Consider the following 25,098-nt stretch of genomic DNA (forward strand, 5'->3'; position numbering starts at 1 on the left):
AGATGGAGAAAAAGAAGAAGATGACCTTCCTGCAGGCCGTTGCAATGGCAGTAGGAACGATGATAGGTGCGAGCATCTTCTCTATTTTCGGAGACGGGGTGAAAATTGCGGGTAACGCCTTGCCGATAGCCTTCTTCATCAGCGGTATATACGCCCTGATGGTGGGATACTCTTACGCCAAGTTCGGCTCAAAGCTGGTTTCAAACGCCGGCCCCATAGCCTTCATTCAGAGGGGGTTCGGAGATTCACCCGTTGTTGGGAGTTTATCGATTCTGATGTGGTTCAGTTACGTCATATCGATTGCACTTTTTGCCATAAGTTTTGCAGGCTACTTCCTGCCGCTGGTTCACCTGGACTACCCGGTTTTTCACAGGGTAGTTGAGGTTCTCGTGATAGCCCTTTTCGGAGCCCTGAGCTATTTTGGGGGAACGCAGGCGGTTGGAAAGTTGGAGTTCTGGATTGTTCTAACAAAGCTGTTGATACTGCTGATATTCATAGTTGCGGGACTTTCGGTTATACACCCGGAGTACTTAAAGGTTCACCTCAACAGCCACACCCTAAAAGGGATACTGAACGCCTCGGTTGTTTTCTTCCTCTCTTACATGGGGTTCGGCCTCATAACAAACATCAGTGAGAACGTTGAAAATCCGCAGAAAACGGTTCCAAGGGCCATTTATACCAGCATACTGGTGGTTATGGCCGTTTACGTTTTGGTTTCGGTGGCGGCCCTGGGAGCCCTACCGGCCTCGGAAATAGTTAAGTACAGGGAGAACGCACTGGCCGTTGCGGCAGAGCCGGCACTCGGGCACTTGGGCTTTTTCCTCCTGAGTATAGGAGCCCTCATCAGTATATCTTCGGCCTTAAACGCAACTATCTATACCGGTGCAAACGCCTCTTACGCCCTCATGAGGGACGGCTACATTCCCGCCCCCCAGAAGCTCGTAGAGAGGAGTTGGATGGGAGAGCACCTGGGGCTTTACTTAACCTGCAGTTTGGGCCTCTTTTTCACACTCTTTTTCAACATAACTTCGGTGGCCTCGATGATAAGCATAATAACAACGGCCCTCTATATAGGGGTTATAACCTCCCACCTGCGGTTGGCAGACGTTATAGGGGGAAACAAGGGGCTTGTGTTCTTTAACTTGATTGTAATTACGTTCGTTGCCATACAGATAGCGCTCTTTCAGTACCAGCATAGTAAGCTAACGTTTATAACCACAATCGTTTTATTCCTTGCCGCCTACGGGCTCGAGGTCCTCTACTACGGGAAAAGGAGAACGGCCACACCTTTTATCAGGAGGGTTGATAAGCAGGCCACGGTTCACTAATTTATTATTTGCGCAGGAAGGGCGGGCGTAGCTCAGGTGGTAGAGCATCAGCTTCCCAAGCTGAGGGTCGCGGGTTCGAGTCCCGTCGCCCGCTCCATAAAAATAAAAGGGTCTTCCGTTGGGAAATCAGCTTAAGTTAGACCTTATCTCCCTTGCCGCATCTTTAGCAATCCACGCAGCCCTTCTATCCGTTCCCGCCGTTCGGGAGGCCTTTACGGCCAAGGTTTACCAGATTGTAAGCGTTGTCCCCTTAACTTTTGACACGGCGGTTGAGTCGGACCTTTTGGGAGTAAAACCTTCAGAGGGAAACAGCGAGAAGGCCCCAAGGAAGGATGAGAACACAGTAACAAGGGGGAGAAGCTCCAAGGCGAGGAAGAACCTTCTCCACGCCAAAACTTCAAACTCAAAAGAGCTTAAAGGTCCGTTTAGAAGTAACTCTAAAGCCGGTGTCCAGGCAGTTTCCGGGAGCAGGTGGATAAAAACGCAGGCAACCGGAAAGGGCGGAAGGAGGCTGAGCCTATCTGCCCAGGTCAATACAGAGGAGGGAAGGGGAACTCCGAAAGTTGCAAGTAACCGTTTAGTTCCCTACCTGATAGCTCTCAGGAACAGGATTATGGAGAGGTGGAAGGCACCGTTTTACAGGAGCGAGAAGGGCAGCCAATCGGTTATAATCGCCCTCACCATAGGGGCAAGCGGCAAGTTAAGGGAGCTCGAGGTGGAGAGGCTATCCCCCGATATCGCCTTTAACCGCTCGGCCCTCTCTGCAGTTTACTCTGCAGAGCCGTTCCCGCCCCTCCCGAAGGGAGTAAACTCGGTTAGGGTAAAGGTGAAGTTTGAAGTTAAGTAACCCATGGCTCATATACAACGTTACCAGAGCTTGGGTTAAAACTCTTAAGGTGGATGTTGAGTTCAGGGCCCAACCCCGGTTTCCCTCTATAGTTGCCTTTTGGCACGGCAGGATGTTTTTACTGCCCTTTGCCTTAAGGGAGTTCTCCTCTAAGGTGGCAATTCTCATAAGCAGGCACAGAGACGGCCAGCTTATAGCCGAAGTTGTAGAGAGGCTCGGATTTAAAACGGTGAGGGGCTCCACCGGGCCCGGCAAGGGAGGGGAAAGGGCCTTCCTCCAGATGCTTGAGCTTTTAGACAAAGGCTACGTTGTTGCCATAACTCCCGACGGCCCCCGGGGGCCGAGAGAGGTTGTTAAACCGGGAATCGCAAAGCTGGCGGCGAAAACCGGTCTTCCGGTTTTTCCGCTGACCTTTTCGTGCAGCAGCGGATTTCGGTTAAATTCGTGGGACCGATTTTTGATTCCCCGTCCGTTCTCAAAGTGTAAGGTGATTTTAGGTGAGCCTGTGAACTCCTTGAATCAAAATTCAGAAGAGGAGCTGAGAAAAGAAATAGAATTAAGGTTAAAAGAGCTAAACCGGGAGGCCGACAGGGAGGTGGAATGGAAAAAGTAATCGCCCTGCTCTCCGATTTCGGTCTTAAAGACCACTACGTAGGAACGGTCCACGGGGTTATTAGGAGTATTACGCCGGAAGCAAAAATCGTTGACATAACCCACTCCGTTAGGCCTTTTGACCTTGTTGACGCAGCCGTTAAGCTGAAGTGGTCTTACAGGTTTTTTCCTACAGGTACTGTTTTCCTCTGTATGGTTGACCCCGACCCTACGGCAGAGCCGGTAATAGTGAGTACCGAGAGGTTCTACGTTGTCTGTCCGAATAACGGCGTAGGCAGTTTGATGTTCGAGGAGGAGCCTCCCGAGGCGCTATACAGGATAACGGCCGACCACTACTTTATAGAGGGGAAAGGGCACTTCAGGACGAGGAATCAGTTGGCTCCCATAGCAGCCGAGCTTCTCAAACTCTCCTCTCCCCTTCACTTGGGTGAGGAGATAGAGCTATCGAGGCTAAAGAGGTTCCGGCTTCCGCCCGTTAAGGAGGTTGCTCCGGGAGTTTACGAGACCATCGTCCTTGAGGTTGACCAGTTCGGAAACTTGATTCTCAACTTTGAGTTCGGCGGAGAGGCCCCGAAAGCGGTTGAGGTAAATGGCGTTAGGGTAGAGAAGTTCCTGCCGAAGTTTGAGAAGCTCCAGAAGGGTGAGCTGTTCGTCAGCGTTTACCCGGAGGGGAACCTTCAGGTGGTTGCCTACATGGCAAGTTCAGCCAAACTTTTAAAGGCAACCAGGGGAACGAAGGTTAAAGTTTTCCTTTAGGAGCTTCCATGTGGGATGAAGTATTTGACGTAATTGTAGTGGGTGCCGGCCACGCCGGGTGCGAGGCTGCACTCGCTGCCGCCCGTATGGGCTGTAAAACCGCACTCTTTACCATAAACGTAGATAGAATAGCCGAGATGTCGTGTAACCCTGCAATCGGGGGCGTTGCAAAGGGAACGGTTGTAAGGGAGATAGACGCCCTCGGCGGGGAGATGGCGAAGAACATAGACGAAACCGGCATCCAGTTCAGGATTCTGAACAAGAAAAAGGGGCCTGCAGTAAGGGCCCCAAGGGCCCAGGCCGATAAAGAGGCCTACAGGAACCGTATGCGCCGGGTGATAGAGAACACCCCCGGCCTTCAGGTTATCCAGCAGACGGTAGACGACATAGTTGTAGAAAACGGCACCGTAAAAGGGGTTGTTACCCACATAGGCGCAAGGTACGGGGCAAAGGCCGTAGTTGTTACGGCCGGCACGTTTTTAAGGGGCAAGATATTCATAGGTTTCAACGAGTTTGAAGGGGGGCGAATGTGGGAGCCCCCCGCGAATAAGCTGTCGCTCTTCTACGAAAAACACGGATTCAGGGTTGCCCGGCTGAAAACGGGGACTCCCACAAGGATAGACGGAAGAACGATTGACTTCTCTAAGATGGAGAGGCAGGACGGAGACGAGCCGCCTCCGTTCTTCTCCTACTGGACCGAGCCCAGAGAGGCTGAGCAGATACCGTGCTGGCTGACCTACACCACACCGGAGACCCACAGAATAATAAGGGAGAACCTCCACCGCTCACCGATGTACGGTGAGTGTAAGCTGATAAGCGGCGTGGGGGTTCGCTACTGCCCCTCTATAGAGGATAAAATCGTTAAGTTCCCCGACAAAGAGCGCCACCACGTTTTCGTTGAGCCGGAGGGGAGGAACACGGTAGAGTTCTACCCCAACGGAACGTCAACGAGCCTGCCATACGACGTTCAGGTGGCAATAATACGCTCCATTCCCGGCCTTGAGAACGCCGAGATAATAAGGCCCGCATACGCAATAGAGTACGACTTTATAGACCCTCGCCACCTCTACCCCACCCTTGAGACAAAGCTGATAAAGGGGCTTTTTAACGCCGGGCAGATAAACGGAACAACCGGCTACGAGGAGGCCGCCGGCCAGGGAATAGTGGCCGGTATAAACGCCGCACTCTACGCCCTGGGAAAAGAGGAGAGGTTCATCCTGGGAAGGGACGAGGCCTACATAGGCGTAATGATAGACGACCTTGTAAACAAGGGGGTTAGAGAGCCCTACCGTCTGTTTACCTCGAGGGCCGAATACAGACTACTGCTGCGTTATGACAACGCAGACTATCGGCTTGCAAAGTACGGTTACAAGTTCGGCCTATTAACGAGGGAGCAGTACGAGCGGGTTAAGAGGAAGTATGAGACTGTTAAGGTTTTTATAGAGAAGTTAAAAGAGGTGAAGCTAAGGCCCGAGCAGGTGAACCCGATTCTTGAGAGTGAGGGCTCAACGCCGATTAAGGAGAGTAAGAGCGCCTACGAGCTTCTGAAAAGGCCCGAGGTGAAGCTGGAGGAGATTCTGAAGCTCATACCCTTTGAGCTAAACGTAGAGGATGAAAAACTGCTCAGGGAAATCCTTGAAGAGGTTGAAATAGAGGTCAAATACGAAGGCTACATAAAGCGGCAGCTGGAGGAAATTAAGAAGTTTCGGAAGCTCGAGAACATAAAAATCCCCGAAGACTTCGACTACGACATAGTTCCCATATCGGTGGAGGAGAGGCAGAAGCTCAAGGAGATGAAACCGGTTACCTTAGGGCAGGCCGCAAGGCTCGAGGGGATAAGGCCCGCATCTATACCGGTTCTCGCCATTTACATACAGAAATGGAAACGGGGAGAGCTTCAGCGTGAAAAGACTTAGAGAGCTTTGCACATTAAACGGTATAGAGCTTAAAGAGGAGCACTACCAAAAACTGGAGCTCTTCAAAGAGCTTCTCAAAAAGTGGGGGAGGCGAATAAACCTCACGTCGCTCCTCGACGACACCCAGATTGAAGAGAAACACCTGTTCGACTCCCTGTTGGGCCTAAAGGCTTTTAAAGAGGCCGGCATCAACGTTGAAAACGCTTCCATCTGCGACGTAGGCTCCGGAGGGGGCTTCCCGGGAGTTCCCCTCGCCGTTGCCCTTGAAAACGCCGACTTCACGCTGGTAGAGCCCAGGAAGAAAAGATGCGTCTTTCTCGAAGAGGTAAAAAGGAGACTGAACCTTAAAAACGTAAAAGTGGCCTGCAGCCGCATAGAGGATGTGAGCGGTCCCTTTAACCTGCTCACCATGAGGGCGGTAGAAGACCCTGAAGGGGCCGTAAAAATAACGGAACACCTGCTAAAAGAGGGGGCCGTCCTGTGCATATACAGGGGAAAGGAGCGCTTTCAGAAGAGCATTCCCGGGTATAAAATCAGAGAGATAACGGTGGAGCCGAAAGGGGTAAACTTCACCCGCCGGTTCCTGTTCATAGAGAAACAGCCTCAGGGGTAAACGTTGAAACGGCTCGCCGCCGCAGTTCTGGCGGCTATTGCAGCAGCTTCCTGTGGAGGAGGAGGCGGCGGAACAACAGGGGAAGAGGTCTCAAAGTATCCCGTTCACCGCCACGTGAAAACCACCTGGTTCTACGTTGGAGAGCCCGCAACTCCCGACAACAACTACATCTCAAACGTTGAGAGCGCCTGGGACGACATATGGCTGTGGCACTACGGGGGCGTAGACGACCCCTACAACAGAACCGGCTACTTCCCCTCACTGTTCACGCCGCACCAAAACCCCTTTTACTTTGCCCTTCCCTACAACGACCTAACGCCAAACGGAACCCTGAAGAAAAGCGCCGAGAAAATCCCCTGGTTCAGCTGGGAGCTTTACAGGAAGAACGGCTCGGTCCTTAAAAACAGGTGGATAAGAATAGTAAAAGGGGATAAGGTGGCCTACGCCCAGTGGGAAGACGTGGGCCCGTTCGGTGAAGACGACTTTAACTACGTTTTCGGCAACGCCCCTCCCAGCAACCCGGTAAACGGCGCAGGCCTCGATGTGAGCCCCGCCGTAAGGGACTACCTGGGCCTAAAAGACGTAGACTACGTAGACTGGCAGTTTGTAGACGACGACCAAGTTCCCTCCGGGCCCTGGAAAGAGGTTGTAACAACAACCCCGGTAACCTACCTCTCCCCGCCTTCGCTCTCTGAGAACGCAACCCTTTACATACAGCTAACGGGAGAGCTGAGAACCGACATTCCGGCAAATGTCTACGAGGTAGACCTCTTCAACACCTCCAATCAAACGATAAAGGAGCTGAAAGACGCAGGGAAAACGGTTATCTGCTACTTCAGCGCAGGGACCCTTGAAGAGTGGAGGCCCGACGCCGACCAAATCCCCGAATCTGCAGTCGGGAAACAGGTAGAGGGCTGGCCCGGAGAGTTCTGGCTGGACATAAGAAATCCCCAGGTACGTCAAGTTATGAAACGGCGAATCCTGCTTGCAAAGGAGAAAGGGTGCGACGGTGTAGACCCGGACAACGTAGACGGCTACACCCACAACACCGGCTTTCCCCTGACCTACAAAGACCAGTACAGCTTCAACGCCTACCTGGCCCTTGTAGCAAAGGAAAACAGACTCCTAATAGCCTTAAAGAACGACCCCGAACAGGTTAAGGACCTCTACGAGCTCTTCGACTTCGCAATAGTTGAGGAGTGCCTGGAGTTCAACACGTGCAACCTCTTCCTACCCTTTTTAAAGGCGGGAAAACCCGTTTACGACATAGAGTACAACCAAACCCTGCTGCAAAACGAGGAAGCCTTTAACCGGGCCTGCGAAAGCCTTGAAAGCGAAGGAATCCAGATGAGCCTTTACCCGAAGCTCCTGAACGGAAGCTATGTAAAGAGCTGTCAGTTCGGAAGCTACTAAGCTTTAGCCTGTATTTAACAGCAGACGGCCAGCCTTTGGTAAGTTTTAACGGAAGGGCCAAAGCCATCTGTAACGAGGCAAAAATGTCTATAAAGGAGCTACTCAACAGTTACGAGTTCGACCCCGAGTTTATATACGAAGGTTTGAAGCACGACTTAGCAGAGCAGTTAAAGGAGTTAATGGAGTCTAAGGGCATCAGCAAGAAAGAGCTTGCCGAGAGAATGGGGGTCTCACCTTCTTACATTACGAGAATTTTCGGAGCAGACAACATCTCCCTGAAAACAGTGGCAAAAGTTTTAGCGGCCCTCGAGGTCAACGGAAGAATCTCCCTTACCCCTTCTAAAAGAGAAGGCTAAAGGTTAAACTTTTCCTAACTAAAACCTTCGGAGTAGGTGATGAAGTTTAAGGTCTCCGTTCCGGCCTCTACGAGCAACTTGGGGCCAGGTTTCGACGCCCTCGGACTTGCGCTGAAGCTCTATAACGACTTTATAGTTGAGCCCTCAGACTTTTACTCTGTGGAGATAGAGGGTGAGGGAGCAGACTCCCTTCCCAAAGACGAGAAGAACCTCTTTTTAAGGGCCTACCGCTCTACAATGGAGTACCTGGGGCAGAACCAACCGATAAAGGTGAAACAGGTAAACAGGATTCCGCTGGGAAGGGGGCTCGGAAGCTCTGCCACTGCAATAGTGGGGGGGATTCTGGCCGCAGAGAGGATTTCCGGAAAGAAGTTATCCCTCCCAGAGGTTATAGATGTTGCCTTTAAGTTTGAGCCCCACCCCGACAACGTGCTGCCAGCCTACACCGGGGGCTTCGTTGTTGCGGCGACAAACGGAGACCTCACTTACGTGAAGCTCGACTGGCCAGACGAGTTAAAGGTGATAATAGTTGTTCCTGAGCTCTTCTTGTCGACAGAGGAGTCCCGCTCGGTTCTACCCGAGAGCTACTCCAGGGAGGACGTTATCTTCAACATTCAAAGGGTTGCGCTTCTCCTCGGGGCCCTTCAGAAGAGGGATTTCGGCCTACTGAAAGAGGCGGTAAAGGACAGAATCCACCAGCCCTACCGGTGCGACCTCATCCCCTCTTTCTGGGAGGTTCTCTCAGAAGGCTACAAGGCGGGAGCCTACGCCGTTTACCTTTCGGGTGCAGGAAGCTGCATAGGGGCACTTGCAGACAAGAACTTTGACGAAATCGGAAAGGCTATGTGTAACGTTTTCGACGCCCTCGGCATAGAGAGCAGGTATCTGGTTCTGGACGTTGACAAGGAGGGAGCCAGAATAGAAGAGGCTTAAACCTTAAACAGGGCGTAGGAGAAGGTAACTCCGCAGTCCGACTTGTAAAACGGTTTAAACAGCAGAAGGCCAACGGCTTCCCTCTCGGCGAAACGCTCGGCGCTCAGGGAGCTCTTCTCAAAGGCCTGGGGGCTTAAGTAGCAGTTAACGGAGAGCAGGAATTTATCCCAAGGAAGGTTCACCCTACGGAGTTTTTCAACATCTCCCTTTAGCCACGAGAAATTGTTATCGGCTATAGTTTTGAGCTCCAATAGGGTGCCCTCAGACCAATCCGGCTTTACTAAAGTCAGGTCCGGTTTTATTTTAAGCCGGCCCAAGCGCTCTCCTACGTAAACTTTAAACTCCCCACTGCTTTCAAAGTTCTCAAGGAAGTAGGAAGCGAGCTTAATCTGAACCAGGCACTCAAAGCCAAAATCCCGAGACCCCCGGCCTTCGGTCTTTTTACTGAGGGCAATTCGGGCTACGCCGTTAAGGTCCGACCAGTCCTGAGAGGCGAAAAATTCAGAGAGCATTCCTTTCACTTTTAAAGTTTCTCCCGTAGCGAGTTTGAGCCCTTTAAGTTAGGGTAGGTGAGCTTCAGCTCCCACCTTTTACCGCGGCGGCCCACTCCTCCGGTAGAGCAGACAAAGCCGGCACTCTCAAGTTTTGAGAGGGTTCTGGTTAGGCTCTTTTTATCGGCCTTTGAGTTTTTAAGAACGCCCCTTTTAACAAGCTCCCTAAAGAGTTCGGCCGTTGTCAGGAGTTGTCCCTTCTCCATGAGGACGAAAACTGCGTGAAGGCCGAGAAACTGCCTCTTCATACATTGCGGCTTATTCGGGTTTATATAAATCTCTTCCGCTAAAGGGACGGTTTCTGGGGTACTTAGCGACCTTCCCAAACAAAGAAACCCTCCTTCGGAGGAACCGGTTCACCCCTGGGGGTGTCTACGTAGTAGATGTAGGCCTCAACGGTCTGCTTGCTCGCAAGCTCAACTTCCACCAGCTTCCTCTTGTAATGATTGGGACAGCCCTCAAGGTTGTCGAGGTCCTTTAGGGTTTTAAGGTCTACCTCGTAAACCTCTCCCTTTACCGGCAGACCCCGGCTATCGGGAACGGCGTAGGGAAAGCCGACGGAGTAGAGTTTAAAGGGCTCTTTGGTAACTCCGGTGCCCAAGTAGCGGCACTTCCTAAGGAGCCTGTTGTTCCAGTAGCCTCTTTTAAGGGAGCCGTAGACGAATAACTTCACCTTTCCGTTACCTCTCATCATCTCCCCCTCTTGGCCTAAATCCCCCTCTTTTCTTAGAGATTTTAGCCTCCAGGGGTGAATCTGTACCTGAAATGGGTCAATTTATGGAATTAAAAGGCGGGCGGAAAGCCCGCCCGAGGGTTAACCGAGCTTCTGAAGCTGTTGAAGGGTTTGGGTGAGTTTGGAGTGGAGTTGGGTAAGTTCCTGAAGCTCTTTTCTGTTCTTCTCAACAACCTCTTTGGGAGCCTTGGCAAGGAAGTTCTCGTTGGAGAGCTTCTTCTCCAGCTTTGCAATCTCCTTGGCCATCTTCTCAAGCTTCTTCTTTATACGTTCAACCTCTTTCTCTACATCTATGAGTTCACCTACCTTAACGTAAACCTCCACACCGGGCAGGAAGAAGGAGACACAGCCTTTAGGTGCTTCAGAAACCACCTTAACAGAGGAGGCCCTGGCCAGCTGTTTTATCGCCGGCTCCATCTTCTCTATAACGTCTACAAGCTCGGAGTCTCCGCTCTTTACAAAAACCTCCACCTGAGTAGAGGGAGGTATGTTGAGCTCGGCCTTAACGTTCCTGACTCCCCTTATCAGCTCTTTAACCGTTTCCACCCTTTGGGCAACTTCCGGAAAGAGGCAGCACTCTTTCGATGGCCAGGGTGCAATAACAATAGATTCGGCGTCTTTGTTGGGGAGCTTCTGGTAAATCTCCTCGGTTATAAAAGGCATTATCGGGTGAAGGAGCTTCATCGCCTCCCTGAGCACCCTTAAAAGTACCTGAGAGGCAGTCCTCCTCTCCTGCTCCGTTCCCTTATAGAGGCGGTGCTTTGTAAACTCAACGTACCAGTCGGCAAGCTCGTTCCAGATGAACTGGTAAACGGCCTTCGCTGCGTCGTTAAACCTGTACCCCTCAAGCGCCCTATCCACCTCTTGGGCCGTTTCAGAGAGCTTTGTAAGAATCCACAGGTCCTCCGGCGCGTAGTTGGTGGAAGCTCCCCCCTCAACGGCTGCAGCGTCGGCCGCGTTAAGGACAAAGCGGGCAACGTTCCACACCTTATTTGCAAAGTGGCGGTACCCTTCGATTATCCGCTCCGAAAGCCTTATATCCCTACCCTGAGCGGCAAGGGCGGTAAGGGTGAACCTCAAAGTATCGGCACCGTACTTCTCAACCATCTCCAGTGGGTCTATAACGTTCCCCTTGGTTTTGCTCATCTTCTGGCCCTTCTCGTCCCTTACAAGGGCGTGAACGTAAACGTCGGCAAAAGGGCGCTTACCGGTAAAGTGGTAGCCCATCATCATCATCCGGGCAACCCAGAAGAAGATGATGTCAAAACCGGTAACCAGAAGGTCGGTGGGGTAGAAGGCTTTAAGGTCGTCTGTCTCGTCGGGCCAGCCGAAAACCCCGAAGGGCCAGAGGGCAGAGCTGAACCAGGTGTCAAGCACATCTTCGTCCTGTTTGAGGTTCCTGCTACCGCAGCTTTCACAGCGCTCCGGAGCCTCCTCGGCAACGTTCACGTGGCCGCAGTCTGCACAGTACCAGGCGGGAATCCTGTGACCCCACCAGATTTGCCTCGAAATACACCAGTCCCTTATGTTGTACATCCAGTCGAAGAAGGTGTTCTCCCACTGCTTAGGAATGAACTTAACCTCCCCGCTCTTAACCGCCTCTATGGGCCTTTGGGCAAGGGGCTTCGTCTTCACAAACCACTGCTCGGTAAGGTAGGGCTCTATCACTGTTTTACAGCGGTAACAGTGGCCAACGGCGTGGGTGTGGGGTTCTACCTTCTCAAGGAGTTCCTCCTCCTTGAGCATCTTAACTATCGCCTCTCTTGCCTCAAACCGGTCCATACCCTTAAACGGAGCGACGGTTATCCTGCCCCAGTCGTCCATCACCTGAATTTCCGGAAGGCCGTGGCGCTGAGCAACTTCGTAGTCGTTAAAGTCGTGGGCGGGGGTAATCTTCACCGCTCCCGTTCCAAATTCGGGGTCAACGTACTCATCGGCAATTATCGGAATCTCCCTCTCTACAATGGGAAGGCGCACCTTCTTGCCTATCAGGTGCCTGTAACGCTCATCGGAAGGGTTAACGGCAACTGCAACGTCGCCCAGAAGGGTCTCGGGCCTCGTTGTGGCAACAACAATGTAGCCCTCCTCGCCCACAAGGGGGTAGCGAATGTACCACAGGTTTCCCTGCTCCTCTTCGTGCTCAACCTCAAGGTCGGAAAGGGCGGTATGGCACCTCGGACACCAGTTAATAAGGCGTTTGCCCCTGTATATGAGCCCCTCCTTGTAGAGAGTAACAAAGGCCCTCCTGACCGCCCTCGAGAAGCCCTCGTCCATGGTAAAACGCTCACGCTCCCAGTCGCAGGAGGTTCCCAGCTTTTTAAGCTGGTTTATTATCCTGCTGCCGTACTGCTCCTTCCACTTCCACACCCTCTTCAGGAACTCCTCCCTGCCAACGTCGTGGCGGGTGAGCCCTTCCTTTGCCAGCTCTCTCTCCACTACCCACTGGGTTGCAATGCCGGCGTGGTCGGTTCCGGGTACCCAGCACACCTCGTATCCGTTCATCCGCTTCCAGCGGCAGATAACATCCTGAAGCGTAGAGTTGAGGGCGTGACCCACGTGGAGAACGCCGGTAACGTTGGGGGGCGGAAGAACAACGCTGAACTTGGGCTTTTCACCCTTTAACACCTTTTCGGTATCTGCGTGAAAGTACCCCTTCTCAAGCCAGTGCCTGTACCACTTATCCTCAAACAGGGCCGGGTTGTAGGTGGGTTCCATCTCCATCCTTTTCCTCCAGCAAGAAGTTGCTCAATTTTAGTTGAAATCAAAAGTTGCAGGGATAAATTTATAGCCGACAGAGCGCGCCCGTAGCTCAACTGGATAGAGCGTGGGACTACGGATCCCAAGGTTGCAGGTTCGACTCCTGCCGGGCGCGCCACTTACCCCTCCACCGGAGCCGCCTTGAACGACCTCTACTTCCTCAGGCTTGCACTTCGGGAGGCGGAAAAAGCGCTATCCTTCGGGGAAGTTCCCATAGGAGCCGTTGTAGTAAGGAACGGAGAGGTTATAGCAAAGGCCTTCAACCGGAAGGAGTTCCTCCAGGACCCAACGGCCCACGCAGAGCTGATAGCAATAAGGGAGGCGGCGCGGAAGCTCAACAGCTGGAGGCTTAACGACTGCACCATCTACTCAACGGTAGAACCCTGTATAATGTGCTGTGGCGCTATAATTCAATCTCGGATAAAGAGGGTTGTCTACTCCACGCCCGACCCTAAATTTGGAGGGGTAGAGAGCCTATACAGGCTGCTGGGCGACGAGAGGAACAACCACAGGCCTGAAGTGGTGAAGCTGGAGCTTCCAGAATCGGAGGAGCTCCTGAAAGCCTTCTTCAGGTCCCTTCGCCGATAGCGGAGAGGTGGCCGAGCCCGGCTTAAGGCGCCCGACTCGAAATCGGGTGTGGGGGCAAACACCCCCACCGCGGGTTCAAATCCCGCCCTCTCCGCCACCTTAACCCCTATTGAGGAGACTCCATGGCCGGACAACACCCAAACCAAAATCAACCATCAAAAGAGGAAAAACTAAAAGTCCTTGAAAGTGCAATTAAACGGATAAAAAAGGAGTTCGGAGAGGGCGCAATAATGCGCCTTGGGGAAACGCCCGTTGAGAGAGTTCCGGCAATATCCACCGGCTCCATCTCGGTAGACAGAATCACCGGCATAGGCGGAGTACCCAGGGGAAGAATCACCGAGATTTTCGGCCCGGAAGCATCCGGTAAAACAACGCTGGCGCTCCACGTAATATCAAACGCACAGAAAGAAGGGGGCGTAGCGGCCTTTATAGACGCAGAGCACACCTTCGACCCGACCTACGCAAGGAACTTAGGGATAAACCTGGAAGAGCTTCTGCTATCTCAGCCCGACAGCGGAGAGCAGGCCCTTGAAATAGCCGAAACCCTCGTTAGGAGCGGTGCCGTAGACGTAATAGTCATAGACTCCGTAGCCGCCCTCACACCCGAGGCCGAGCTCAAGGGCGACATGGGAGACTCCCACGTGGGGCTCCAGGCAAGACTGATGTCTCAAGCCCTCAGAAAACTCACGGCGGCAGTCAGCAAAAGCAAGTGTGCTTTAATTTTCATAAACCAGGTCAGAGAAAAAATTGGTATGATGGGCTACGGAGGGCCCCAGGAGACAACTACAGGCGGCAGGGCCCTGAAGTTCTACGCCTCTATGAGGATGGACATAAGGAACATAGGCCAGATAAAGGGCAGAAACGACGAGCGTATAGGCCACAAGGCCAAGGTGAAAATCGTGAAGAACAAACTGGCCCCTCCCTTTAGGGAGGCCGTAGTTGAGATTTATTACGGCGAGGGCATCTCCAAGGAAGCCGACCTGCTGAACCTCGGAGAAGAACTTGGCATAATAAAAAGGAGCGGCTCGTGGTTCTCCTTCGACAACGTGAAGCTCGGCCAGGGCAAGGAAAACGCCCGCCAGTTCCTGAAGGAGAACCCCGAAATAGCCCAAGAGATAGAAAAGAGAATTCTGGAGGCACTCGGTGCCGAAGATAGAGCTGAAGCAGCTCCTTCTTAAAGCCTTTAAAATGGGAGCCTCGGACCTTCACCTGAGGGTGAAGGCCCCTCCCATATTCAGGGTAGACGGCAGAATAGTAAGGCTGGACCTCCCGCTACTTGAAGCGAGCGACATAGACGAGTACGTCAAAGAGATTCTCCCCTTAGAGAAGAAAAAGGAGCTTCCCTTCATAAAGAACATAGACCTTGCCTACTCCCTTCCCGGCGTCTGCAGGTTCAGGGTCAACATCTTCCGTCAGAGGGGGACCTTTGCAATCGTTATGAGGACAATCCCCGTTAAAGTCCCCGACATAGACGAACTGAACCTTCCGCCGGTCCTCAAGAAAATAGCCCTCTACCAGAGGGGGCTCGTTCTCGTTACCGGAACAACGGGTTCGGGTAAATCTACAACCCTTGCGGCAATGCTCAACGAGCTGAACAAGAGGGACTCACGGGTAGTCATAACAATCGAGGACCCTATAGAGTATCTCCACAGCGACAAGAAGTGCATCTTCTACCAGAGGGAAATCGGAGACGACGCCGACGACTTCTTCACCGCCCTGAGAGCGGCCCTCCGTGAAGACCCGGACGTAATCCTGGTGGGAGAGATGAGGGACGCGGAAACCGTAAGGACCGCCCTCGACGCGGCAGAAACGGGTCACATGGTATTCTCAACCCTCCACACCTTAGACGCAAAGGAGACAATAAACAGAATCATCTCCTTCTTCCCCCTTCACCAGCAGCAGGCAATAAGGTTCCAGCTCGCCTCCGTCCTCAAGGCAACCATATCCCAAAGGCTCATTCCCAGGGCCGACGGTAAGGGAAGGGTGCCCGCCGTAGAGGTGATGATAGTAACCGAGGCCATAAAAGAGCGGATAATGAACCCCGAGCTTACCGACGAGATTCCCCAGTTCATAGAGCAGGGCCACGACGTTTACGGCTCCCAAACCTTCGACCAATCGCTATACGACCTGTGGCAGAAAGGCCTCATAACAAAGGAAGATGCCCTCAAGTACGCAACAAAGCCCGACGACCTGCGACTGAAGATGGAGGGCATAATAAGCGGTGGAACCGAAAGAATATAGAGAGGCCTACACTTACGGCTTAAAGCTACTCTCCAAAAGGGGCTACTCAAAAAGAGGGCTTCTGAACAAGCTCAAGGAGAAGTTCCACCCGGAGGCGGCAGAGAGGGCCGTAGAGGAGCTTGCGCGTCAGGGCTACCTAAACGACCTCGAGCTGGCACTCTCCTACTTTGAGGAGAAGGTTAGAAAAGGGTGGGGCAGGAGAAAAATTGCCCTGCACCTAAAGGCCCTCGGCTTCTCAAGCGAAACGGTAAAGGAGGCAGAGCTACTAACTACGTTCAGCTACGAACAGCCCCTAAAAAGCCTCAGGAAGAAATTCCCGGGAGGAATCGGAGGGAGGAAGGAGAGAGAAAAGGCCCTGCGGTTTCTGCTTCAGAGGGGATTCTCCTGGCAGGAAGCCCAGGAGATATTAAAGAGGTTTGAAGAGGACGGGGCCTGAGAAGCCCCGCCCCACAGACTCAGCTCAAAAGCTCAGGTTCAGCATCTTGAGCATCTTCAGCGTAACGGCACCGGGAGTTATGGGAAGGTCGTGGTCTTTCTGGTAGGCAACAACCGCCCTCTGGGTTTTGGCTCCCCAGATGCCGTCAATCGGACCGTCGTAGTACCCCTCCTTTTTGAGGGCAACTTGGAGCTTCCCTATCATCTCGGGAGTCATGTTGGTCTTGCAAAGGACCTTAACCCATAGATACTGGGGTCCTCTGACCTGCACCCTCCTGTCTACCCAGGCGTACTTGGGAGGAATCACCACCTTCTCGACCCTTGCAGGCTCTACAAGCTCCTTAACCTTTACCGTTTTGTAAACCGGAGGCAGCTTTATAACCTTGGTAGTTGCAGGCTTAACGAGAACCTGCTTCTCTACGTACTTGTACTCGGGGGGTATAACCACCTTCTTTGTAACAGGAGGTTCCACCATTACCCTTTTACGTATGTACTTGTACTTGGCGGGAACCTCTACCAAACAGAGGATATCTCCCGTTTTGGGGTCCCACTTCTTCTTTATAGCCTTGTTTAGGAAGGACTCTCCCCGCTTCCACACGGTTCTGGGAGGCTCAACCATAACCTTCTCTGTAACCCACTTGTAAACGGCGGGCTTAACCACAACAACCTTTTCGGTTGCAGGCCTAACGAGAACCTTCTCCCTTACGGTTTTGTAAACCGGAGGAACGGTGATTATCTTCTCGGTTGCCGGCCTTACAAGCACCCTCTTCTCAACAACTCTGTAAACCGGGGGTTTGGTTATAACTTTTTCACCGCCTTCGTCTACTTCAACCCTTACCTTCTCTACAGCGTACTTCGGCGGCAGGTATCCTATCGCGAAGCACTCGCCGGGCTTGGCGTTGGGCGGAACAAGGGGTACCCCTTCGGAGAGGTTTATGGTGCAGGCCTTCTCCTGCTGAACCTGAGAGCCCGATACGGTTTCTGTAGCGGCGGTTTCCGCTTCGGTTTTGACCTGCTCCTGTGCAGCCTGAGAGCCGGACTGGCTGTTTACGAGCTTCTCCATACTCTCGGCAGGGCTCTTAAACTGCTCTTTAAGTTGACTTTGAGCGTTTGTAGCTTCCCGTGCGGTTTCCTCTTGAGCCTCTTGGGTCAGTTTCCGAATCTCCTCAACGGTTTTTCTGTATTTCTCCTCGGTTTCATCGTTAACGGCAACGTTTCCGGCAGACATGTTTGCAACGTGTTTAACGTTCTGCTGTGCGTGGGTGGAGACTTTTGAGAAATCCCCGCTTAAAGCGGCGCTCTCCTTAACGCAGGAAGCAAGGAGAAACAGAGGAACTGCCAGCAACAACTTCTTAATTTTCATTAATTCCTCCCCTAATCTACTCGTGGTTTGGCCAAATAATATTCCAAAACCGCCGTTTAATAATTAATGAACGGGAATGTTTATTAAATTTTTCCAATAAAACTTGTGATTCACCGGAATAAAACCGGGCAGGCACGAAGGTTGAAGAGAGGTGAGGGGCCTCTAAATTTCAGAGAGGTCTAATAGAATTTGGTTAGCGAAACTGGCTAAGGAGAGACTATGGAGTGGAGCGCTGACAGAATAAGGGAGACCTTCCTGAAGTTTTTCGAGGAGAAGGGACACGCAAGGGTTAAAAGCTCTCCCCTTGTCCCAAAGAACGACCCGACGCTCCTTTTCACAAACGCCGGAATGGTTCAGTTCAAAGACTACTTCCTCGGCAAGGAAGAGCCGCCCTTTAAAAGGGCAACGAGCTGCCAGAAGTGCATGAGGGCAGGAGGAAAGCACAACGACCTTGAGAACGTTGGAAGAACCGGCAGACACCACACCTTCTTTGAGATGCTCGGGAACTTCTCTTTTGGCGACTACTTTAAGGAGGAGGCGATTAAGTTCGCCTGGGAGCTGGTAACCGAGGTGTTCAAGCTCCCGAAGGAGAGGCTGTACGTTTCTGTATACAAGGAGGACGAAGAGGCCTTTAGAATCTGGCGGGACGTTGTGGGGGTTCCCCAAGAGCGCATATACAGGCTGGGGGAGAAGGACAACTTCTGGGCGATGGGCGACACCGGACCGTGCGGCCCCTGCAGTGAAATCTACTACGACAGGGGTGAGGAGTTTGCCTGCGGCCCGAACTGCGGGATAGGTAGCTGCGACTGCGACAGGTACCTTGAGATATGGAACCTGGTGTTTATGCAGTTTGAGAGGGATGAAAGCGGGAAGCTCCGCCCGCTGGAGAAGCCCTCGATAGATACGGGTATGGGGCTTGAGAGAATAGCCTCCGTTTTACAGGGAGTTCCCAGCAACTACGAGACCGACCTTCTGTTCCCACTTGTTAAGTGGGCTTCGAAGCTCAGCGGAGTTCCCTACGGCAGAAGCGAAAAGAGCGACACCTCCATGAGGGTTATAGCCGACCACCTGAGGGCCATGACCTTCCTGATATCCGACGGAGTTCTTCCGGCAAACGAGGGAAGGGGATACGTTCTCAGGAGGATTATAAGGAGGGCTTCCCGCCACGGTAGGCTCTTGGGAATAAAGGGCCCCTTCCTTTACAGCGGCGTTAAAGAAGTTGTAAAGATAATGGGCAAAGCCTACCCGGAGCTTGAGCTCAGCAGGGAGCTCGTAGAGCGGGTGGTAAGGAGGGAAGAGGAGAGGTTCTCGAGAACCCTGGAGAGGGGACTCCAGATATTCCAGGAGATTATAGACGAGCTGAAGTCTAGGAGTGAGAAGGTAATCCCCGGCAGTGAAGTGTTTAAGCTCTACGACACTTTCGGCTTCCCGATAGACCTGGTTCTTGAAGTTGCAAACGACGAGGGGCTACGGGTAGACCTTGAAGGGTTTGAGAAGCTCCTCAAGGAGCAGAGGGAGCGGGCGAGAAAGGCGTGGAAGGGGGGAGCCCAAAAGGTTGTATCCCCTGAGCTTCAGCGCCTTTCGCTGGAACACCCCACCCTCTTCACAGGGTACGAACACCTTGAAGAGTACGCAAAGGTGGTGGGGATACTAAAAGGGGAAGAGCTTGTAGAGTCGATAAGCGAAGGGGAAGAGGCAACAGTAATTCTCGACAGAACCCCCTTCTACCCCGAAAAGGGCGGACAGGTTGGAGATACGGGGACCCTCGAGGGGACAGACTCCCTGTGTAAAGTTACAGACACCCAGAACATCACAGAGAAGCTCATAGGCCACAAAGTAAAAGTCCTAAGGGGAAAGCTCTCCGTAGGGGACTACGTTGAAGCCCGCGTAGATGAAGAGCGCAGGAGGGCAATCACAAGGGCCCACACGGCAACCCACCTGCTCCATAAAGCGCTGAAGGAGGTTCTCGGAAACCACGTTAAGCAGGCGGGCTCTCTGGTTCTCCCCGACAGGCTAAGGTTCGACTTTACCCACTTTGAAGCTCCAACAAAGGAGGAGCTTCGGGCCGTAGAAGAGCTCGTAAACCGTTGGATAACCGAAAACTACCCGGTGAAAATAGAAGAGATGCCCTACGACGAAGCCCTGGAGAGGGGAGCAATCGCCCTCTTCGGCGAGAAGTACGGCAGCGTTGTAAGGGTTGTAGACGTAGGCGGGGTAAGCGTTGAGCTCTGCGGGGGAACCCACGTTAAAAGGAGCGGAGACATTGGCTTTTTCAAACTCACCTCGGAATCGTCTATCTCGTCGGGGACCCGCAGAGTGGAAGCGGTTGTAGGCCCGGAGGCCCTGAAGTGGGTATGGGAGAAAGAGAAGCTCATCGAAGAGCTCAAAGGCGCCCTGCAGTCGCCCGAAGAGCAGCTGACGGCAAAAGTCGAAAGGCTGAAAGAGGAACTTAAAGAGAAAGAGCGAGAGCTTGAGCAGCTGAAGAGGAAACTGGCCTCCGGGAAACTGGACGAGCTCCTCAAGAACGCAAAAGAGGCAAACGGCTTTAAGGTGATAACGGCCAAAGTAGACGGCCTTGCCGGAAGAGAGCTGGTAGACCTTGCAGACGCCCTGCGGAACAAGGCCAAAAGCGCTGCGGTAATGCTTGTAGGGGTTAAAGGGGGCAAGGCGAACCTGGTAATAGCCCTTACAAAAGACCTGACGAACCGCTTTAAAGCAGGCGAGCTCATAAGGGAAGTGGCTCCCATCCTGCAGGGCAAAGGCGGGGGCAGACCGGATCTTGCCCAAGGGGGAGTTAAAGACCTTTCAAGGCTTCAGGAAGCCTTCGACAAGTTCTACTCACTCCTAACAGAGTAAACCCGGGGGAGCGGAAGCTCCCCTTCTCCCTTCCTTAACAAAACCACTCCATTTTTATATTCAAATGGATGGATAAACTTTTCTTTATATTCCTACTCTGGTAAAATAATGAAACCTGCATTGTAAACGTTTTGTAAATTTTCGGAGGGAAACCATGGGAAGGAAGTGGCGCAAGAGCAGGTTGAGCCTGACAACCGGCTTTATACTCTCTGCCGTGCTGGCATCTCAGGCCTCTGCTCAACACCCGGCTGTAAAGCTTATCGACGTTAACGGAACAACCGAGAAGCAGATTCTCGACCAGAACCTCGCAAACAACGAAACCATTACAGTCCAAGGCTTCGATGGCAACGTTACTCTCGTAAAGGGAACCCCCATAAGCTTTGAAAAGTCCTGTGCCCAGTGTCACGAGAACATAATCACCGACATAAGGGCCTCCCACCACGGCGCCGTGGGGCTCCACGACATGGGCTGGATGGACAACATGGAGACCCACGGAGACGACACGGGAGCAAAGGACTTCGTTACAAACCAAGTCCTGAAAATGCGCTACTTCAGGACTAAGTCCCACTACGGAGGCTGGTGACCCCCCTCCTACCGCCAGTTGGCGGCAAAGAACCCCCTTACAGACCCTGCCGTTCCCGACGGTGCCGTAGACGGCATCAACCCGGCAGACGAGGCCTCCTACAAGGGCTTCAACTTCGATATGGGTACAATGAACCACAACATAACCTGTAACTCCTGTCACGCAGGAGGAGGGGCGGCCCAGTTCGGAAGGGAGAAGAAACCCCTCGACGAGGTTCTAAGGGAGAGAATAGGGGACACCGAGTTTGAAAAACTCAAAACCTTAGGCTGGTTCATCCACGACGAGAACCTCATAGCAAAAACGGGAATAGACGGCGACCTGCTCGGGTACTCCGACTACGAAGTTGGAGCAGGTTACCTCGGGAAGCCGGGAGTGTTTAACTTTGCACGCTCCGGCGTTAACGACACCGACTGCTTCATGTGTCACGCCGACGCCAGCCAAACCGATAAGATGATAAAGTCTAAGGTGGGTGGCACAGAGGTCTACCCGATAATGCCCGCAAACCCGCGGGTCATGGTGTTTAAGGGCCTCACCGCCGACAACGAAACAATTGTGATATCCCTGGGAATCCCTCCGAAGAAGGGAGAGGTTATCGGCGGTAAAGTTGTAGACCACGTAGACTCCGCCTACTATAACTCCGTTCCCGTTCAGGTACTTGCGGCCGTTTACAACGTTAGCGACCCCAAAACCTTCATAGGCAACATCGTAAACGGAACCGACCAGCACTTCTACCTCTACCCCAACAACGCAAACGGTGCCACGAGGGAAGTTGCAAGGGTCGTCTACTTTGAGCACCCCGAGTCCACAAAGGCCGCAGACGGCGGAGAGGTTTACGTTAACGGCGGTGCTGTAACGTTTAAGGACGACAACGGCCAGGTTGTATACAGAACCTTCGCAGGTTACTTCTTCAAGTACATCTCTACCGCCTCCCTGATGGGAGTAGACACCAACCAGAACGGCGTTCCCCTGGCCTATGTAAGGTTCGTAAAGGACGAAAACGGCATTTGGAAGGCAGAGGTTTACTACGACAAAGACGAGTTTGACTCCAAGGGAGAGGTAGACCTCCCCGTTCTCGAAAACAGGGTCGGCGACAAAGACACACCGCCGACGGAGGTTCCGCCCGACTCCTACACCTACTCGGTGCCCGAAAAGCTCGGAGATGCAAACGAGCCCTTCCCCGAGATGACAAAGCCCGCAGAGAACAGGAACAGGGAGTGGGGCCTGGTATGTTCCTACTGTCACATGGCCATACCCTATAAGAGCGGTAAAACCTTAGACGCAAACGGAAACACCGTAGAGACCTACACCTGGGTAACAAGGAAGGGAACCCTCGGACTTGCGGCCGAAATCGTTAAGAGGGGAGACGTCTTCTCCTACGACCTTCACAGGGGAGGCGAAGAGGAGGGCAACCTCCAGCCCGACGCCTTCACAAACGTAGACTTCACAAACGCAACGGCAATGCACGAAGCTCTCCTGAAAATGGAGAGCGCCAAGTCGGTAGTCTCCATACCCGACCCCGAAGGGGAGGACATCCCCATAGGCTACGACGTCCACTTCGACAGCAAAGAGGCCGGACTTACCTGTCTGTCCTGTCACGGAGAGGGAACCCTCTCCCCCGAGGAGAAGGAGTACCACCCGATACACCACGACTTCCTGAAAGGAAACGACTGGGGCGGACACTGGGACCAGTCCCTCGACTACAACCCGTCCCTTAAGACGTGTCTGGACTGCCACTTCGGCGGTTCAAGGCAGCTTGCAGCAGACGTCCACAGCGAGGTATTCGGCCCTTCAGGAAACGCGGCAGTCCATATGGAGAAGGTCTCCTGTGAGGTCTGCCACATTCCGTACAAGACCCACTGGACCTTCAGGACCTTCTACGACGTTGTAGGCTACTCCTACAACTTCGACAACAGGATGCTCGCCTACGACCTTGCAAACGGAACGGTGAAGAAGCTGCCTGTAGAGATGTTCACACCCGGTTTCGGCCCGTTCATGCCCATTGCAGGCTACGGCGCTCCCCAGCCGTTCTGCATCACCAAGACGAGCGACGGCAAAGACACGGTAGTCCCCATCTACCAGGCAGACTTCGACCCCCGTCAGGCAGCCCTGAGGCTGGAGCAGAACGTATTCGGCATATGGAAGGTGCCCAAAGAGTCGTTCCCGTGGGGATGGGCAACCGTAATCATCAACAACGGCTTCAGGCCCGACACCCCCGGCGGCCAGAAGTTTATGTACAGGCTTGCCGACCCGCTCACACTCGTAACCTGGTACGACAAGTCAACGGGTAAGGTCCTCTATACGAGGGAGATAGCCGCCGCCCTCGACGGTGCGGTTAAGTCCGACGCCGCATCCAGCGGCCTGCTGCCTGCAGGACAAACCGAAAAACGCGTTCCCGCCTACTTCATAGAGAACGGTAAGGTGTGCGTGAAGACGATTCTCGGAGACTACATCTGCGACGATAACGGCGACTACCTGCCCGAAATCGACACGGACACCGAGTACGAGGCTATGAAGTCCGCCCTCAAAGAGGTCCTCAAGACCGAGGGCGTTAAGAACCCAGAGCCCGTCTTCTACATCTGGACAGCTCCGTTCAGCATAGACCACGGCGTTCTGCCCAAAGAGTACGCCCTCGGTGCCGGTAAGACCGTTAACGGAGAGGAGCTCAACTGTTCCGCCTGCCACGACGCCCTCAACGGAAGGTTACCGCAGGCAAACATGTCGGATATAGAGTCTTCCGAGTCCCTCCAGCAGCTCATAGTTAAGGACGACAAGGGCCACATTAAGTACTTCGGCCTGGGTAGGCAGATAGTTACCGTTCCCGTGAAGATACCTGCAGAGGCCTACAAAGAGGCCGTTAGGGTCTTCTTCAACTCTCCCGAGAACGCAGACGGCTCTCCCAAGTACGGCACTATGAACGGTAAGGAGGTAATGGTTACAACGGCGGGAGATATCCTCGTTAACGCCCTCACAAACGGCCTGGACGTAGACAGGCACCTCGTTCCAATTCCGGTGGAGAGCTCCGGCATAGAGGGTATAGCCTTCGCCCTCAACGGAGAGACCTCCTCCTGGAAGATGAAGTTCGACGGCGTAGAGGCCGAGGTTGAGACAGAGGCCCTCTACAACGACGACGTTCCCCGCAGGGCAATAGTCCTCAGGCTGAAGAACGAGCTTCCCGAGCTTCTCGGCCTTGAGCACCTTGCCGACGAGATACTCGCAGCCGGACCCGACGGACTCCAGCCGGTGTTCACTCCGATAATCCCATCCGAGTACATAGAGAAGATTAAGTTCAGCCTTGCAAATCTCGGGGTTACGTCGATAGACGCCCTCTACATAAACGCTACCAAGATTCACAAGGTAAGGGTTTCCGAGGGCGAGAACGTTTACTACGAGGTGGACAAGGAGCAGTTCCACCCCACCTCCATACCGGTAACAGAGGCCATAGCCAAGGGCTGGGCTTCCTACGACTCCTACACCAAGGAACTCTCAATTAACGTTGCAGCCCTCAGAAACGGCATCCCAGGAGAGGGTGAGCTCGCCTTCTCCGTAATGAGGCAGGCAAACGCCGCGGTAGAAGTTCCACAAACCGTTGAGGTTGAAGGTTCCGAAACTGGAACTAAGGTAGACCTCAAAGTTGACGTAGGCGGTAAGGTTGTTCCGGTAACCGTTACACTTTCCGACAACGCCTCCGTTGAGAACGTTCTCGGTAACATTCCCACCGAGGAGGCCCAGCTTGTGACCATAGCCCAAACCTTCAACTTCTCTAAGCTGGGCGTAGCCTTCACGGCAACTGCCACCGGCAACTTCCAGGTAACTTTTGAAAACGGAACGCTCCTTGTAGACCCCAACAACGCTGTTGTCGGCTACGAAGTCAACGGCGTTAAGAAGACCGTTAAGCCCAGGGTTGAGGGAACGAGCCTCGTAGCAGATATCGACCTGGAGGAGACAAAGGCCGAAACAAGGGTAACCGAACCGATAACCGTTGCCCTCGGTGAGACCTCTACCACCCCGACCGCTACTGCCCCGACCGGTGGAGGCGGAGGCGGCTGTGCAATGACCACTGCTCCTGCCTCCTCGGGCCTGTTCAACCTGGGAGTTATCCTCTCCGGACTCCTCGGACTCTTCGGCCTGAGGAGGAAGAGGAGACAGTAACCTCCCGTTTCCTTAAAGTTCTTCTGCCCCGGCTCTGCCGGGGTTTTTTTATACTCTCAACTAAACAG

Annotated in this window: 21 protein-coding genes and 3 tRNA genes; 19 read left to right on the forward strand and 5 right to left on the reverse strand. The window is 53.2% G+C overall.

The features are described from left to right. The first annotated feature begins 2 nt into the window (after positions 1-2). From THEAM_RS08460 to thrB, 10 genes are all read left to right on the forward strand, one after another. A complete protein-coding gene (locus THEAM_RS08460; RefSeq protein ID WP_013538405.1) occupies positions 3-1,328 on the forward strand; it encodes an APC family permease in 1,326 nt (441 codons plus the stop codon). Positions 1,329-1,349: 21 nt separating this feature from the next. Beyond that, positions 1,350-1,425: transfer RNA gene (locus THEAM_RS08465), tRNA-Gly, on the forward strand. Between the two features lie 21 nt (positions 1,426-1,446). Then, on the forward strand, positions 1,447-2,175 hold the full coding sequence (locus THEAM_RS08470) for an energy transducer TonB (protein ID WP_013538406.1): 729 nt from the start codon (positions 1,447-1,449) through the stop codon (positions 2,173-2,175). Next, entirely contained in the window at positions 2,162-2,788 is a 627-nt protein-coding gene (locus THEAM_RS08475) for a lysophospholipid acyltransferase family protein (RefSeq protein ID WP_013538407.1), read from the forward strand. Before THEAM_RS08470 ends, THEAM_RS08475 begins: the two co-directional genes overlap by 14 nt. After that, positions 2,776-3,543, forward strand: a complete 768-nt coding sequence (locus THEAM_RS08480; RefSeq protein WP_013538408.1) for an SAM hydrolase/SAM-dependent halogenase family protein — start codon at positions 2,776-2,778, stop codon at positions 3,541-3,543. The genes THEAM_RS08475 and THEAM_RS08480 overlap by 13 nt, the downstream gene beginning before the upstream one ends. 8 nt (positions 3,544-3,551) lie before the next feature. Continuing rightward, positions 3,552-5,459 carry a tRNA uridine-5-carboxymethylaminomethyl(34) synthesis enzyme MnmG gene (mnmG, locus tag THEAM_RS08485; protein ID WP_013538409.1) on the forward strand — a complete coding sequence of 636 codons (1,908 nt, stop codon included), beginning with the start codon at positions 3,552-3,554 and terminating at the stop codon, positions 5,457-5,459. Beyond that, positions 5,446-6,072 carry a 16S rRNA (guanine(527)-N(7))-methyltransferase RsmG gene (gene rsmG, locus THEAM_RS08490; protein ID WP_013538410.1) on the forward strand — a complete coding sequence of 209 codons (627 nt, stop codon included), beginning with the start codon at positions 5,446-5,448 and terminating at the stop codon, positions 6,070-6,072. The genes mnmG and rsmG overlap by 14 nt, the downstream gene beginning before the upstream one ends. Before the next feature lie 3 nt (positions 6,073-6,075). Further along, a complete protein-coding gene (locus THEAM_RS09510) occupies positions 6,076-7,485 on the forward strand; it encodes an endo alpha-1,4 polygalactosaminidase (RefSeq protein ID WP_013538411.1) in 1,410 nt (469 codons plus the stop codon). Between the two features lie 83 nt (positions 7,486-7,568). Then, positions 7,569-7,841 carry a helix-turn-helix domain-containing protein gene (locus THEAM_RS08505; protein ID WP_013538412.1) on the forward strand — a complete coding sequence of 91 codons (273 nt, stop codon included), beginning with the start codon at positions 7,569-7,571 and terminating at the stop codon, positions 7,839-7,841. Positions 7,842-7,880: 39 nt separating this feature from the next. Further along, positions 7,881-8,774 carry a homoserine kinase gene (thrB, locus tag THEAM_RS08510; protein WP_013538413.1) on the forward strand — a complete coding sequence of 298 codons (894 nt, stop codon included), beginning with the start codon at positions 7,881-7,883 and terminating at the stop codon, positions 8,772-8,774. On the opposite strand, the gene THEAM_RS08515 is transcribed toward thrB, so the two are convergent. The 4 genes from THEAM_RS08515 to THEAM_RS08530 all read right to left on the reverse strand — a co-directional run bounded on the left by THEAM_RS08515 (position 8,771) and on the right by THEAM_RS08530 (position 12,779). Then, positions 8,771-9,295, reverse strand: a complete 525-nt coding sequence (locus THEAM_RS08515) for a hypothetical protein (RefSeq protein WP_041439597.1) — start codon at positions 9,293-9,295, stop codon at positions 8,771-8,773. The two genes, thrB and THEAM_RS08515, sit on opposite strands and share 4 nt — an antisense overlap. A 2-nt stretch (positions 9,296-9,297) precedes the next feature. After that, positions 9,298-9,573, reverse strand: a complete 276-nt coding sequence (locus THEAM_RS08520) for a hypothetical protein (protein WP_041439599.1) — start codon at positions 9,571-9,573, stop codon at positions 9,298-9,300. Between the two features lie 62 nt (positions 9,574-9,635). Further along, on the reverse strand, positions 9,636-10,019 hold the full coding sequence (locus THEAM_RS08525) for a gamma-glutamylcyclotransferase family protein (RefSeq protein ID WP_013538416.1): 384 nt from the start codon (positions 10,017-10,019) through the stop codon (positions 9,636-9,638). Between the two features lie 120 nt (positions 10,020-10,139). Then, a complete protein-coding gene (locus THEAM_RS08530; RefSeq protein ID WP_013538417.1) occupies positions 10,140-12,779 on the reverse strand; it encodes a valine--tRNA ligase in 2,640 nt (879 codons plus the stop codon). A gap of 77 nt (positions 12,780-12,856) precedes the next feature. Between THEAM_RS08530 and THEAM_RS08535 the strand changes: the two genes are divergently transcribed. From THEAM_RS08535 to THEAM_RS08560, 6 genes are all read left to right on the forward strand, one after another. Then, positions 12,857-12,933, forward strand: a tRNA-Arg gene (locus tag THEAM_RS08535). Between the two features lie 23 nt (positions 12,934-12,956). Further along, on the forward strand, positions 12,957-13,403 hold the full coding sequence (locus THEAM_RS08540; protein WP_013538418.1) for a nucleoside deaminase: 447 nt from the start codon (positions 12,957-12,959) through the stop codon (positions 13,401-13,403). 1 nt (position 13,404) lies between these two features. Beyond that, positions 13,405-13,500, forward strand: a tRNA-Ser gene (locus THEAM_RS08545). A gap of 25 nt (positions 13,501-13,525) precedes the next feature. After that, on the forward strand, positions 13,526-14,581 hold the full coding sequence (gene recA, locus THEAM_RS08550; RefSeq protein ID WP_013538419.1) for a recombinase RecA: 1,056 nt from the start codon (positions 13,526-13,528) through the stop codon (positions 14,579-14,581). Beyond that, positions 14,547-15,644, forward strand: coding sequence for a type IV pilus twitching motility protein PilT (locus THEAM_RS08555; protein WP_013538420.1), 1,098 nt, complete (start codon positions 14,547-14,549; stop codon positions 15,642-15,644). Before recA ends, THEAM_RS08555 begins: the two co-directional genes overlap by 35 nt. After that, positions 15,625-16,080, forward strand: a complete 456-nt coding sequence (locus tag THEAM_RS08560) for a regulatory protein RecX (protein WP_013538421.1) — start codon at positions 15,625-15,627, stop codon at positions 16,078-16,080. Before THEAM_RS08555 ends, THEAM_RS08560 begins: the two co-directional genes overlap by 20 nt. A 24-nt stretch (positions 16,081-16,104) precedes the next feature. On the opposite strand, the gene THEAM_RS08565 is transcribed toward THEAM_RS08560, so the two are convergent. Beyond that, on the reverse strand, positions 16,105-17,442 hold the full coding sequence (locus THEAM_RS08565) for a peptidoglycan-binding domain-containing protein (RefSeq protein ID WP_013538422.1): 1,338 nt from the start codon (positions 17,440-17,442) through the stop codon (positions 16,105-16,107). 219 nt (positions 17,443-17,661) lie between these two features. On the opposite strand from THEAM_RS08565, the gene alaS reads away from it, so the two are divergent. The 3 genes from alaS to THEAM_RS08580 all read left to right on the forward strand — a co-directional run bounded on the left by alaS (position 17,662) and on the right by THEAM_RS08580 (position 25,030). After that, positions 17,662-20,298 (forward strand): alanine--tRNA ligase, encoded by a 2,637-nt coding sequence (gene alaS / locus THEAM_RS08570; RefSeq protein ID WP_013538423.1) that lies wholly within the window; start codon positions 17,662-17,664, stop codon positions 20,296-20,298. A gap of 154 nt (positions 20,299-20,452) precedes the next feature. Beyond that, positions 20,453-20,881 carry a hypothetical protein gene (locus tag THEAM_RS08575; protein WP_013538424.1) on the forward strand — a complete coding sequence of 143 codons (429 nt, stop codon included), beginning with the start codon at positions 20,453-20,455 and terminating at the stop codon, positions 20,879-20,881. An 18-nt stretch (positions 20,882-20,899) separates the two neighbouring features. After that, positions 20,900-25,030 (forward strand): hypothetical protein, encoded by a 4,131-nt coding sequence (locus tag THEAM_RS08580; RefSeq protein WP_013538425.1) that lies wholly within the window; start codon positions 20,900-20,902, stop codon positions 25,028-25,030. Positions 25,031-25,098: the final 68 nt, after the last annotated feature.

This window comes from Thermovibrio ammonificans HB-1 (genome assembly GCF_000185805.1).
GTDB classification, from domain to species: domain Bacteria; phylum Aquificota; class Aquificia; order Desulfurobacteriales; family Desulfurobacteriaceae; genus Thermovibrio; species Thermovibrio ammonificans.